Below are 13214 nucleotides of genomic sequence, written 5' to 3' on the forward strand. Positions count from 1 at the left end.
CTTAGTCGTCTTCCACGCGGGCGCGGAATTTCAGGTCGATCTGGCGGATCGCGCCGCCCGTTCCCGTGCGCCGGGCGCTGGCACGTTCGAACCACAGCCCCACAAGGCGGCCCCGATCCAAGCTGAGTGCTGCGCCTTCCAGCGCGTCGCACACCGCGCCCGCCAACGTCTTGGCCGTTCCAAAGCCTGCGGCCTCGGACACCACCGACACAGTGAACCGATGCACAGCGCCCGCGCCTGACCGGTCTGAGGCATCGCGCACCTCTTCCGGGCCCAACGTCACATAGGTTTGGGGCACCGCACCCGCCGGAACCGCGTCATAGATCGCGCCGCCTGACAGCGTACTGACCTGAGCGTCACCGGACAGCTTTTGAAACACCGCCGCCTGCAATGCGGCCGAAACGCCATAACTCATGCTGCCACCTCTTCATCTGCAAAACAGGTCAGGTACTGGCCGCGCGGGTCGCGCTCGGCCACGGCGCGGATTACGAACCGGCGCGAGCCCTCAGAGAACCGCTGATCAGGGCTTGGGCGCATCGACGATCCCTGAGGCGCGCCGCGCACCACGATGCGATAGCCAACGCGCGAGATCGGAACGCCCGCAACAGACCGCTCGGACCCACTTCGCGCGGTGACCTCGGCCCAGACCGTGCCCAGGGCAGCCCATGTCTCGGTATAGCCACCCGCCCCGTCGGCACTGCGTACCGGCGCTTCAAGCACCAGTTTTCTGTTCAACCGGGGCGTCTTCATTGCGCCACCCCGGCACCAAAGCGCACAATCCGGTAGCGTTGGATCAGGCTGGTGACGCCAAAGGGCATACAGCCCGCGCCCAGCGCCGTCTCATCGCGGTATTCATAGTAATGCGCCGCCAGCAGCAGCACCGCCTGGCCCAGATCAGCGGGCAGAGCCCCCCAATCCGCAGCCATCCCGGCGGTAAATGCAATCTTGACCGACCCGCCCGTGGGAATGGTCGGCAGGCTTGCTCCGGCAGGACGCAGACGCGGGCGTTGGCTGTCTTGGGCCAGACGATATCGGCCACTGTCCACCACCGTGTCGGTGCCGGTTGCGTCGGTCACAGTTACCGCGCTGATCGCCGTGACAGGGGCCACCGGCAACACCTCAACCGCCGTATCGCGCCAGCTGTTCAGACCCCATGAAAACCCGCGCGAGATCAGCACCTTTCCAGTGCGCGCTTCAATCGCTGCAATCGCCGCCCGCAGAAAGCTTTTCAACACTTCATCTTGCACACTGTCTTCGGTGAAACCCGTTCCCAGCCGCAGATGAGCCTTGAACTGGTCCACCGGCAGCGCCGCATCCGCGATGGCGGTTTCTTCGATCAACATCATCCATTCACTCCGCAATCTCGGACCCCACCGGGGCCGTAACTTCAGGAATTGACGGGCACGCGCCGCCCCACGTTGCTCGGACGGAGGGGAGCAGCTAGACAACGCAAGGGATCTCACCCCGGCACGCACCCGCCGCCCCGGGGGGCCAATGGCCCCCCGAGGATTCAGCCCGCTTTAGGCGGTGCCGAATTTCACCAGCTTGATCGCGGCAAAGTCGCTCACGTCGCCGCCGACGCGCTTGGTCGCGTAGAACAGGACATGCGGTTTGGCGCTGAACGGGTCGCGCAACACGCGCAGGTCGGGACGCTCGGCAATGGTGTAACCCGCCTGAAAATCACCAAACGCGATCGAGAAACTGTCGGTGCCCGCATCCGGCATGTCCTCGGCGATCAGCACCGGATAACCCATCAGGCGCGCAGGCTCACCCGCCGCCAGACCGTCCGACCACAGGAAGCGGCCATCGCTGTCCTTCAGCTTGCGGATCAGACCCGCGGTTTTCGAGTTCATCACGAATGTGCCGTTCACGCGGTACTGCGCACCCAGCGCGTAAACCACATCGACAATCGCATCCGCATCAACACCGCCGTCGATGCCGGTGGGCACGTAGCCAATGTTGCCCCAGTCCCAAACGTCATTGTCGACCTTGGTGTGGCTCAGGATACCTTTGGGCTTGTCTGCCCCATCACCGTTGATAAAGGCCGAAGCCTCAGCTCGCGCGAACTTGTCGGCGATGCGCCCGGCCAGCCAGCCTTCGACGTCAAAGGCGCTGTCGTCCAACAAACGCTGCGAGGCTTTGGGCAGCGCGCTCAGCTCGTGCAGCGGGATCGAGATGCGGTCAATCGACGGGGTTGCCGTCTCGGTCGCGGCGGCGTTCTCATCGGCCCAGCCTGCGCCCACGTCCGTGTGGTCGATCAGCACGTCGAACGAGTTCGCCTCGACATTCACGACCGACGCAATCGAGCGGATCGAGGCGGTGGATTTCAGCACCGACTTGATCATTTCAGCGGTCTGCGGGTCGACCAGATAGCCGCCATCGCTGTTCACGGCGCTGGACAGGGATTTCGATTCCATCTCAAGCCCGCGCAGGCCGTCATCCTCGCCCGAACGCACATAGGCGTCGAAAGCTTTTTGATGCGGTGCGCCGTCCTCAATCGAGGCCGCAAGGTGCGGACGCGCCGCGATGGTAGATTTACGATCCAGCATGGTCAGTCGCTCTTCTGTCTGTTGCAGTTGGGTTTTCACGTCGGCCTTGAGGCCCCTGAATTCATTCACGAAGCCAGCCATCGCCTGCTTCACCTCCTGAACCAGGGGCGCACCCTCTCCGGTCAAGGCCGGGGTTTCGGTCTTGCTCATCAGCACTTCCATTTCTTGGGTGGGGGTTGAGGCGCGCTAGGTCCGCGCCAGCTCCTGCCGGGCGGTGTTGAACACCTCGGCAATACTGCGCCAGGTGTCTTGCGCGTCAGGCTCAACGCCCTTCGCCGCCACCCGCGCACTGGGCAGCATCGGGAACGTCACCAAGGACACCTCCCACAGCTCCAGTTCGGTGAGGACCCGCTGGCCCTTGTCATTCTTCACGGCCTGCTTGGTGCGATAGCCGATCGACAGGTCATCCATTGCGCCTGCACGGATCAGCTCGGCCGCCTCACGGCCTTTTTGCGTGGCCTCTAGCAGACGCCCTTTGACCCAGAGGCCCCGGTCATCCTCACGCACCTCGTCCCAGACGCCGATGGGTTGCGTCGGATCATGCTGCCACAGCATCTTGACCCGCTGCCCAGCTTTCGCCAGACCGTCAAGCGAGCCGCGATACGCCCCGCGTTGCACGACGTCGCTGCCCTGATCGACCTGTCCGAATAGGCTGGCATAACCCTCGATCACCGCATCATCCCTTACCGAAAGCCCGTCTCCGAACCGTGCGAATTTGTGTTCCAAATCCATGAACACCTCCTCGTAAGCCTCTGATTTTACGGCGCCGCCGCAAGGAATGACTGAAACACCTGCGCCAGGATCACTGCCGCGACGCCATAGACCGTCAGCCACAACCGTTTCTCCAGCCGCTCCATCATTTCTTCGATCTGATCCAGCCTGCGGCACAAATGGTCGTGCTGGATCTCGGCCACCCTCTCATGCGCGGCCAGACGCAGGCCCGGCGCGCAATCGAACGGGGGATACCCCTCAGCCATCCGCGCGCTCCGGCAGCCCCAGCAAGGCGCGCTTTTCAGCGTCGGACAGGAAGTCGGCGCCATTGACCCGCGCCCATTGCGCATCGCGTTCCGCCGACAGCGCAGGCACCTGATCCAGATCGGGCTTCAGCACCAGATCCTCGCCGGTGTACCCCACCAGCCACTCCGACACCGCCGCCGCCACCCGCGTCACCAGAGGCAGCACGGTCAGGCGGTAAAACGCCCGATTGGCCTCTTGATAGTTCGAATAGGTCGCGTCCCCTTGTATCCCCAGCAACATCGGCGGGACACCGAAGGCCAGCGCGATCTCGCGGGCGGCGGCTTCCTTGGTCTTTTGAAACTCCATATCGGACGGCGAAAAGCCCATCGGCTTCCAATCCAGCCCCCCTTCCAGAACCATCGGACGACCTGCATTGCGCGCCCCGCGATAGTTCTGCTCGATCTCATCCGACAATCGCCGGAACTGATCCTCGGCCATCACCCCATGGCCATCGCCCTTCCACACCAAAGCCCCCGAAGGCCGCGCCGCGTTGTCGAGCAGCGATTTTGACCACCGCGACGCGCTGTTATGCACATCAATCGCCATCGCCGCCGCCTGCATGGGCGAAAAGCCATAATGGTCATCCTGAGGGTGGAAAGATTTGATGTGACAGATCGCATCCGCAGGGAAGCGGTGTGTCTTGCCGCCCGCCGTGTAATCATACGCCTTGGGCCAACCATCCGCACCCGGCACCACGCTCATCCGGTCAGAACGCAGGACGTGCAGCTCAAGCGGCAAGCCTTCTTCGGCCTGCACGGCCTCGACATAGGCATTGCCCGACAGCAACAACTGCCCGAACAAAGCCTCCATCAACTCCGCCCGCCCCTGCGCCGCGTTAGGGCGACGCATCAACGACAGGATCGGATGCGCATCATAGCGCTGCGCCTGATCCTGCAGGACCAGAGGCAGCGCCGCCGCCGCCTCGGCAATCAGCTTGACCGACCGAAACCCCACCGGGTTGCCCGAAAACCCCGTGCGGGTCAACGACACCGCGTCCCGAGGGCTCCACGCCACGCGCCCGCCTGTCTGCCACGCCACCACGGGACCCGCCGCGCTGGCCTTCGCATCGGGCGCTTCGCCCGCCGATCCACGACGCAAGAAATCGAATACCATCTGTGCTCCTTTCTGCCGCTGCTCTGCCCGGCTTGTTGAAAGGAGTTATGCAGGAAAGAAGTTTAAGCCTTGGGAATGGGGCGTACGGGGGTTGGGCAACGGTGGCATTATCGTGTGGTTACGACGTTTTACCTGCCATGATAAAAACACGTGACATGAATGTCAGAAAATCTGTATCAACCTAACATGTTGATTGAGTTCTTTAAAAAAGTTGGCAGTTCGAAATGGTTGCCGTGGATCGGGTTAACTCCAATCCTGATTTTCTTAGTTTGCGCGATTATTGTCGGAGAAGGTCTCCTTGGTATCGCAGGTGTAGCCTTTTTAGCCAGCATGCCTTTAGGTGTCGCGGTGGGTGGGTTTGCCGCGCATCGTTTGAGCAGGAAATTGTTCCCACGTAAGCCCGAGATCGAACATAGGCTTACCCAATCGCTTTCGGCACTCGGGTTTCTTTCGTTGCCTTCTTTCGTCGGATGGGCGGCCAATTCTTACTTGGATGCAGGAATCGACATGTATTCTCTGAAAACACATTTGTTTTGGGCTTGCGTCGTAAGTGGCGGCTTTTTTCTGATCAATCCAAGTTCATCAAAGACTTAGCTTGTCGTTCGGTAAAAAAAACCAAAGCTGACAAATCCGAACGCCTCGTCTAGTCAAGCTGTGACGAACCAGACTTTCCAAAAGCCTTCACAAACTCCGCACCCTAGGCCTCCGATACCCCCCCGCAGGCCCCACAACCAACTCATGCAGCGCCCAGACCAGCGCGTCGACCCGGTCAGGCGAGCCCGGCCCCTCATACCCGCGCGCCGTCATCTGGCACATCTGTTCCTCCAGCGCGTCCAGCCCTGCCACATGGCAAACCCGCCCCTGCTCGTACAAGGCCGCCATAGGCTCGGCCCGCGCGACCTTGCCGCGTGAGGCCCGCACCGCCCGATAAGGGACCAGAGGGTCCACCTGCCGCACCACCTCTTCCACCAATTGCCCGCCCTGATTGACCTCGGCCACCAGCCGTTCGGCCCCGAACTCATCCATCGCGCCAATCGCCGCCTGCGCCCAGCCCGCCGGGCCAACGCCCTGCACCGTCCGGTCGGCCAGCACATAGGCCCGCCAGTCCTCGGGCGCGCCCTGTAGCTGAGCCCCCACGACCACAATCCCGCAAGCATCCGCGTCCGCCCCCGCCGTCACCGCCGGGTCCAGCGCCACGACGATGCGATCCAACGCAGGCACCCGCGCGCACCGCGCCGCCTCCAGCATCGAGCCGGTCCACAGCGCGCCCTCAGCATCCGACAGCAGCACCCCGTCCAACTCCTGCCGCCCCAGCCGCGTCCCCGCATAGCGCGCGCGCACCTCGTCCAGAAACGAATCCGCCAGATTGGCCCGGTTCGCCTCGGTCGGTGCATGGGTCTGCACGGTGGAGGGCGACGCCAATAAATTCTTCAAAACCTTCACATTACGCGGTGTGGTGGTCACGCAGACCCGAGGCCGATCCCCCAACCGCAGCGCAAACTGCAACATATCCCAGGTCTCGCCCGCCTTCTTCCACTTGGCCAGCTCATCCACCCAGGCCGCATCGAACTGCGGGCCCCGCAGCCCCTCAGGATCATGCGCCGAAAACGCCTGCGCCTCGGCCCCGTTTGGCCAGATCAGCTTGCGCTCCGACGCTTTCCACACCGGCCGACGATCCGGGGGCGAGCATTGCAATATGCCGCTATCGCCAAAGATCATCACATCGCGCACCTGATCAAAGGTCTCCCCAACCAGCGCCACCCGGCTGGCCTCGCCCTTGTCCAGCGGCTTGGACCCTTCGACCATCGACCGCACCCATTCTGACCCCGCCCGCGTCTTGCCAGCCCCGCGCCCGCCCATGATCACCCAGGACCGCCAGTCACCCTCGGGCGGTAGTTGATGCGGCAGCGCCCAAAATTCAAACAGGAAAGGGAGGGCACACAACCCCCCCTCCCCGATCTCACTCAGAAATCTGTCCCTCACCGCAGCATCGGCGGAGGCGAGCCAGCCTGCACCCGATTTCAAATCGAGCGCGCTCAAGGTCGAGCGCGTATCCCCCTTGGGCAATTCCGGCTTGTCTGTGATGTTGTTCGACAAAGCTTGTCTCCACTTTCTGACAACTTCGGATCAGCCCCTCTAACTGACCCAGTTGTTTTGCCGTTCCGGCAAGATCTGCATCCTCCCCGGTTCCGATTTGCCTGCGCAGTTCTTCTGCTGCTTGGCGCAAACCGCGAATAGATGTTTCCAGCGACTGCAACAGTTCCGCCGTCTGGGACATCCGCTCTTCCGGGGTAATTAAAGTCATGTGTGCCTGTGACCTCATGCGTGAGTTTTCTCCGCACGAGAGAAACGAAAAAACGACCGCCGGGTTGCCCCGCGGCCGTTGCTCATTTCTTCTAGCATGACACAATCAATACGACAAAAAGCACGCAAAGTCAATATGTTGCGCAACACCCATGCAACAGGAACCGCACTGCCTGTTAAGACTGTTGGCGTTTGATCTGTCTATCCAGCGGTAAACTCGCTCAACCCCGAGCGATCTCCAGCACAGCGGCACTCACAATCAGCACTGCCCCCGTGGCCTCGCGCAGTCCAAAGGGCTCGCCCGAAAATACAGCAGCCGAAATCAGGCCGACCACAACCTCGCTCATCAACAACAACCCCACCCGAGCCGGTGTCAGTAAGGTCGCGGGCCAGATCGTCAGAAAGATCATCGGCAGAGTGTACAGCACCGACAGTATCGCAATGGGCAGCACACCGACAACAATCGCGCTTTGCTCTTGCACCCCGCCTGCGCTGAACACCAGGCTGATCAGCGACAGCAGCAGAGCCCCAGTAATAAACGCAAAAACCTGCCCCGGAACCGAAATGCCCGAGGAGCGATACAAACCCAGCGTGCCCACCGCCCAAGCCATGCCGGATACCAGCGCCGCCCAATCTCCGACATTGCTGGGCCAAGGGATGCCATGGCCGCTGCCAAGGACGATCGCCATTCCGCCAAGGCCGGATATCAACCCCAAAACGCGGGCTCTGGTCAGACGCTCGCCAAGAAAAACCCGGCCTAAGATCGTGCCCCAAACCGGCGTCAGGTAGAACAGCAGGATGGCTCGAACGACATCCGTATAGACCAGACTGATCGTGAACAGACCAAAGGCCGCACCCGTGAACATGCCGCTGAACATCAAATCCTGCCAGCGCCGTGCCAAACCATGCCGGTCGCGCCACAAAAGCGGCAAAAGGAAAAGCAGCGCTGCCGAATACATCACGATCCCCGGCCAAGCCCCTTCCAACCCCTGATCCACGAAGTAGCGGACAGGGATCCAGTACAGTCCCCACATCATACCGCCAAGAACCAGGGCACCACTGGCGAGCTTGAGGCTATGGCCCTGCTGTGCACTTCCCGTCATTCCCAACCCCAAACTTCGCCTCGCAATGTTACGACGCGCTGAACCGCCACTCGGAAATCGATGGCTCAAACTGATTGAGAACGCCAGCAGAATCTAGAACTCCGACCGCCAGTCCATCAGACAAATACTTGACAATGCCCGCGCCAACGCTCATGTGCCGTCCATCAGCGCCGCCGCGTGAGCATCCGGGCCTTTGCCCCCACGGCGCACCATATCTCTCCTGGTTCCCCTTCACGCAGGGTTCTTGATGCGATGGCCGGATGGCGCAGGATACGCCTGTGCGTCCCGAGGTCTCGCTAAACCCTGCCTGCCGCGCTTTTGCGCGGTCACACGCATCCGCGCGCAAAGTTGCGGATATCAAAGGATTATTACGTGTTCGACTTCGACATGCTGGGCCTTGCCCCGGCTTTGAATGACGCCCTGAAACGGGCAAACTTTACTCAACCCACACCGATCCAAAACCAGGCCATCCCAATGGCGCTGAATGGACATGACATTCTTGGGCTGGCCCAGACCGGCACTGGTAAAACGCTGGCCTTTGGTCTGCCGCTGATTGATCACCTTCTGGCGCAACCGGCCAAACCTGCCCCCAAGACAGTCAAGGCGCTGATCCTTGCCCCGACGCGCGAACTGGTGAACCAAATCGCTGACAGCCTGCGTACCCTCACGCAAAAGACAAAACTACGCGTCGCCGCCGTTGTTGGTGGGCAATCAATCGGCAAGCAGATTTCGTTCCTATCGCGCGGCACCGATATTTTGGTCGCCACCCCGGGACGACTGATCGACCTGATGGAGCGTGGAGCCGTCGATCTTGGTTCTGTGCGCCATCTGGTGCTGGACGAGGCTGATCAAATGCTGGACATGGGCTTTATCCACGCGCTCCGCAAAATCGCGCCCGCTTTGGGCACGCCGCGCCAGACGATGCTGTTCTCGGCCACTATGCCCAAGCAGATGGAGGAGCTAAGCCAGTCCTACCTCACCAACCCGCAGCGCATACAGGTGTCGCCTCCTGGCAAGGCGGCGGACAAGATCACTCAGTCCGTGCACTTCCTGTCCCGCGCGGACAAGCCCCGCAAGTTGCGTGAAATCCTCTCGGCCGACTTGGACGCTCTGACGCTAGTCTTCGCCCGCACGAAACACGGGGCTGAGCGGTTGATGAAGGACCTCGTTCGGGATGGCTTCAATGCAGCCTCGATCCACGGAAACAAAAGCCAAGGTCAGCGGGATCGCGCCATCAAGGCGTTCCGCGCTGGCGAGATCAACATCCTCGTCGCGACAGACGTTGCTGCGCGTGGCATCGACATCCCCGGCGTAGCCTATGTGATCAACTATGACCTGCCCGAGGTGCCCGATAATTATGTCCACCGCATCGGTCGCACTGCCCGCGCAGGGCGCGAGGGTGAAGGCATCGCCTTCTGCGCCCCGGATGAACTGGACCAACTGAAGCAAATCCAGAAGCTGATGAAGATCGACATTCCGGTCGCCAGCGGCACCATGCCCGAATTCGCCGAGCCCAAAAAGCCGCGCAAACAGGGCGGTTTTCGGGCGCGTAGGCCACAGGGGGGTAACACATCTTCCAAGCCTTCGGCGTCTAAACGGCGGCGTCCGCGCAGACGCCCCGCTGCGTAAAAAAGAAAGGGCCGCGATTTCGACGCGGCCCTTTTTTTCTTAGTTGCCCGAACTGTTTCTCTCGGCCTCAATCTCGCGCCACTTGGCGACGTTTCGATTGTGCTCGTCCAGCGTTTCGGCAAAAGCGTGCCCACCAGTTCCATCCGCGACGAAGAACACAAAGTTTGTCTCCTCCGGTGCCACGGCGGCCTCAAGACTGGCCAGCCCCGGATTGGCAATCGGGGTCGGTGGCAGACCGTCAATCACATAGGTATTCCAAGGTGTTGCGCGGCGCAGTTCACTGCGGCGCAAGCCACGCCCCAGCGTGCCCTTGCCCTCGGTCACGCCATAGATAACCGTCGGGTCCGTTTGCAGTTTCATACCCCGCTCCAACCGGTTCACGAAGACGCTGGCCACTTGCCCACGCTCATGCGGGACGCCGGTTTCCTTTTCGATGATCGAAGCCAGAATCAACATCTCTTCGGGGTTTGAGATCGGCAGATCATCCTGACGGCTTTCCCAGATCGCGTTGATCCGAAGTTGCTGCTTGTCCTGCATCCCCTTCAGCACGGCGGTCCGGTCGGCTCCGCGCGCAATGTCGTAGCTGTCAGGCGCCAACATCCCCTCGGCGGGTATCTCAGCCACCTCGCCCGTCAACGCGTCGATCTGCTTCAGCCCTTCGACCACCTGCCACGAGGTCACACCCTCGGCCACCGAAACACGATAGCGCGTATCCGCATCTTCGCGTTTATCGGTATAGGCGGCAGGCACCTCGTCCGAGGTCACATCAAAAGTCGCAATCTCATCAAAATCCAGCGTCGCCGGATTCAGCTCGCGCACGCGGGTCTGAATTCGGGTGACGCCGATGCGATATTCGATCTCCGACCCGCAGGTGCTGGCACCGCTGCTGGTGATCTCATCTATGATCTGTTCCATCGACGCGCCTTCGCGCACCAGAAAGCTGCCAGCCTTAAGCTGGGGGGCCTTGTCGGTATAGTCTGCCGCCATCCGAAACAGCACGGCGCTGGTGATGGCGCCTTGCTCTTGCAGCTGTTGGCTGACCGCACCCATGTTCGAACCGCGCTGGACCTGAAGGCAGATCGCAGTTTCAAGCGGGCCCGCGTTTTTGTAACGGGATTGCCCCCACAAGATCAGACCACCCATCAGGAACAAGCCAACCACCAAAACGGTCAGCATGTTCGATGCAAGGGCCCGCCACATTTAACTGACCTTTCCGAAGATCACGCTGGCATTGGTACCACCGAACCCAAAAGAATTCGACAGGGCCACGTTGATCTCACGCTCGCGCTTGGCGTTGGGGGCGAGGTCAATCGGCGTCTCGACAGCCGGGTTGTCCAGGTTGATCGTAGGCGGTGCAACCTGATCGCGGATTGCCAGGATCGAGAAGATCGCCTCGATTGCGCCCGCCGCGCCCAGCAGGTGGCCGGTCGCCGATTTGGTCGAGGTCATGGTCGCATTCGCCGCGTGATCGCCCAGCAGGCGTTCGACCGCGCCCAGTTCGATCGTATCCGCCATGGTCGAGGTGCCATGCGCGTTGATATAGTCCAGATCTTTCGGCTCCAGCCCGGCGCTGCGTAGCGCGGCTTTCATCGAGCGCTCGGCCCCGTCACCATCCTCGGATGGAGCCGTGATGTGATAGGCGTCACCGGACATGCCATAGCCCAGCACCTCGGCGTAAATCTTCGCCCCCCGCGCCTTGGCGTGTTCATATTCTTCCAGCACGACAATGCCCGCACCTTCGCCCATGACGAAGCCGTCGCGGTCGATGTCATAAGGGCGGCTGGCTTTCTTGGGATCATCGGCATATTTGGTCGACAATGCCTTGCACGCGTTGAACCCGGCAATTCCGATCTCACAGATGCAGCCTTCGCCGCCGCCCGCAACCATGACATCCGCATCGCCTGCACGAATGATACGGCTTGCATCGCCAATTGCATGGGCACCGGTCGAGCAAGCAGTCACGACCGAATGGTTCGGCCCTTTGAACCCGCGACGGATCGACACCTGACCCGAGGCCAGATTGATCAGCGCGCCAGGAATAAAGAAGGGCGACACACGGCGGGGGCCCTTGTCACGGATCAGATTGGCGGTATCCGCGATAGACCCAAGCCCACCAATACCCGAGCCTATCAGAACACCCGTGCTCAAGCGCGCTTCTTCATCTTCAGGCATCCAGCCAGCGTCTTCGCAGGCCATATCGGCAGCCGCAATCGAGTACAGGATAAAGTCCTCAATCTTGCGCTGTTCTTTCGGCGACATCCAATCGTCGGGGTTGAACGTTCCGTTCGTGCCATCACCGCGTGGAACCTCGCAGGCATAGGTCGTCGTGACCCCACTGCCTTCGGCATCAAACTGAGTGATCGGGCCCGCACCGGATTCTCCGTCCAACAGCCGCGACCAGGTTTCCTCGACCCCGCTGGCCAACGGAGTGACCAATCCCAGACCGGTTACAACGACTCTGCGCATGAAATGCCTCTTGCCTGCTTCGTGTTTAAGAAACGCTCATACCCCGGCGTAGGGGCCGGGGGCAAGAGCAAGGGCGCATTCAGCCCAGAACCAGTTATCATCATGTGCGTCGCACAGACACCGAAAAACAAAAACCGCCCCCTCAGGTCGTTTGAGAGGGCGGCAAATTCATGATGGAAGTGATTTTACTGGAATTCGGCCACCGGCTCATGTGCGGTCGAGGCCACAGCCAGTGCATCCGACAGCTCCAGCGTCTTGCGGAACAACGCCCGCCCTACAATCGCTCCCGAAATGTTTGGGATATAGGCCAGGCGCGAGATATCGTCGGCCGTGCGTACAACACCGCTGGCGATGACAGGCGTGCGCGATTTCTCAGCAACCCCCGAGATCAGACCCAACTGCGCCTCGACATCTTCCATGTCGCTGTCGATATCTGTCACCAGAATTGCGGCAAACGGAGTATCGGCGAAGGCTTCGATATAAGCTTCGGCGGTAAATGCGCTTTGGCTGCGCCAACCTTCGGTCATCACGTGACCTTGCCAGACATCGACCGCCAGAACGATCTGATCCGGATACAGCTTTGCCAGCTCTTTTACCAGATTTGGGTCCCAGGCGGCCAATGTACCGATGACGATCCGACCCGCGCCCTTGTCGATCCAATGTTCGACCTGCTCACGGGTGCGCATGCCGCCCGCCAACTGCACCGGGATCTCGGCCGAGCGGATGATCTCTTCGACCAATTCCGCATTAGTATCACGCCCTTCGATGGCGTCGAAGTCCGTCAGGTGCATCCATTCCGCCCCTGCGGCAGCCCAGCTACGGGCTGTTTCGGCAGGGTTCACGTGCCAGATCATAGCTTCGTCCAGGCGGCCCTTGTCCAGTGTGACACACCGGCCGTTCTGCAATTCCATCGTGGGGTAAATCCTCATGAGCCTGATCCTCCGCTCAATCCTTGTGCTATACCCCAGTATCATAGCCGAAGAAATTACCCGTGCGGCAACCAGTTTCGGCAAACCACGGGCATTTTGCGGCA

14 protein-coding genes are annotated in these 13214 nt (G+C 61.1%); 2 read left to right on the forward strand and 12 right to left on the reverse strand.

The features are described 5' to 3' along the window. Window position 1: 1 nt before the first annotated feature. The 7 genes from ACR3E7_RS07215 to ACR3E7_RS07245 all read right to left on the reverse strand — a co-directional run bounded on the left by ACR3E7_RS07215 (window position 2) and on the right by ACR3E7_RS07245 (window position 4679). A complete protein-coding gene (locus ACR3E7_RS07215) occupies window positions 2-415 on the reverse strand; it encodes a DUF3168 domain-containing protein (RefSeq protein WP_480502557.1) in 414 nt (137 codons plus the stop codon). Continuing rightward, the gene (locus ACR3E7_RS07220; protein ID WP_170782621.1) at window positions 412-750 is read right to left on the reverse strand and encodes a phage head closure protein; all 339 of its coding nucleotides are present in this window, start codon (window positions 748-750) and stop codon (window positions 412-414) included. The genes ACR3E7_RS07215 and ACR3E7_RS07220 overlap by 4 nt, the downstream gene beginning before the upstream one ends. After that, on the reverse strand, window positions 747-1346 hold the full coding sequence (locus ACR3E7_RS07225) for a head-tail connector protein (protein ID WP_480502558.1): 600 nt from the start codon (window positions 1344-1346) through the stop codon (window positions 747-749). Before ACR3E7_RS07225 ends, ACR3E7_RS07220 begins: the two co-directional genes overlap by 4 nt. Window positions 1347-1520: 174 nt before the next feature. Then, a complete protein-coding gene (locus tag ACR3E7_RS07230) occupies window positions 1521-2699 on the reverse strand; it encodes a phage major capsid protein (protein WP_480502559.1) in 1179 nt (392 codons plus the stop codon). Between the two features lie 36 nt (window positions 2700-2735). Further along, window positions 2736-3281, reverse strand: coding sequence for an HK97 family phage prohead protease (locus ACR3E7_RS07235; RefSeq protein WP_480502560.1), 546 nt, complete (start codon window positions 3279-3281; stop codon window positions 2736-2738). Window positions 3282-3307: 26 nt separating this feature from the next. Then, entirely contained in the window at window positions 3308-3526 is a 219-nt protein-coding gene (locus ACR3E7_RS07240; RefSeq protein ID WP_170788816.1) for a GTA head formation protein, RCAP_rcc01685 family, read from the reverse strand. Continuing rightward, window positions 3519-4679, reverse strand: coding sequence for a phage portal protein (locus ACR3E7_RS07245; protein WP_480502561.1), 1161 nt, complete (start codon window positions 4677-4679; stop codon window positions 3519-3521). The genes ACR3E7_RS07240 and ACR3E7_RS07245 overlap by 8 nt, the downstream gene beginning before the upstream one ends. 159 nt (window positions 4680-4838) lie before the next feature. Here ACR3E7_RS07245 and ACR3E7_RS07250 point away from each other — a divergent pair, with 159 nt between their 5' ends. Continuing rightward, window positions 4839-5273 (forward strand): hypothetical protein, encoded by a 435-nt coding sequence (locus ACR3E7_RS07250; protein WP_480502562.1) that lies wholly within the window; start codon window positions 4839-4841, stop codon window positions 5271-5273. A gap of 87 nt (window positions 5274-5360) precedes the next feature. Here ACR3E7_RS07250 and ACR3E7_RS07255 read toward each other — a convergent pair whose 3' ends face one another. Continuing rightward, window positions 5361-6647 (reverse strand): DNA-packaging protein, encoded by a 1287-nt coding sequence (locus tag ACR3E7_RS07255; protein WP_480502886.1) that lies wholly within the window; start codon window positions 6645-6647, stop codon window positions 5361-5363. A gap of 557 nt (window positions 6648-7204) precedes the next feature. After that, a complete protein-coding gene (locus ACR3E7_RS07260; protein WP_480502563.1) occupies window positions 7205-8086 on the reverse strand; it encodes a DMT family transporter in 882 nt (293 codons plus the stop codon). A 372-nt stretch (window positions 8087-8458) separates the two neighbouring features. Here ACR3E7_RS07260 and ACR3E7_RS07265 point away from each other — a divergent pair, with 372 nt between their 5' ends. Continuing rightward, window positions 8459-9715: a DEAD/DEAH box helicase gene (locus ACR3E7_RS07265; protein ID WP_480502564.1), complete on the forward strand. Its 1257-nt coding sequence runs from the start codon at window positions 8459-8461 to the stop codon at window positions 9713-9715. A 39-nt stretch (window positions 9716-9754) separates the two neighbouring features. Here the strand turns inward: ACR3E7_RS07265 and mltG are convergent, their stop codons facing one another. The 3 genes from mltG to ACR3E7_RS07280 form a co-directional block, all read right to left on the reverse strand. Beyond that, window positions 9755-10915 (reverse strand): endolytic transglycosylase MltG, encoded by a 1161-nt coding sequence (gene mltG / locus ACR3E7_RS07270; RefSeq protein ID WP_480502565.1) that lies wholly within the window; start codon window positions 10913-10915, stop codon window positions 9755-9757. Further along, complete coding sequence (fabF, locus tag ACR3E7_RS07275) at window positions 10916-12181, reverse strand: beta-ketoacyl-ACP synthase II (RefSeq protein WP_170770498.1); 1266 nt, start codon at window positions 12179-12181, stop codon at window positions 10916-10918. It abuts the gene before it with no gap. A 185-nt stretch (window positions 12182-12366) separates the two neighbouring features. Then, window positions 12367-13110, reverse strand: coding sequence for a 1-(5-phosphoribosyl)-5-[(5-phosphoribosylamino)methylideneamino]imidazole-4-carboxamide isomerase (locus ACR3E7_RS07280; RefSeq protein ID WP_170782627.1), 744 nt, complete (start codon window positions 13108-13110; stop codon window positions 12367-12369). Between the last annotated feature and the right edge of the window lie 104 nt (window positions 13111-13214).

Source organism: Ruegeria sp. BK1 (assembly GCF_056535645.1).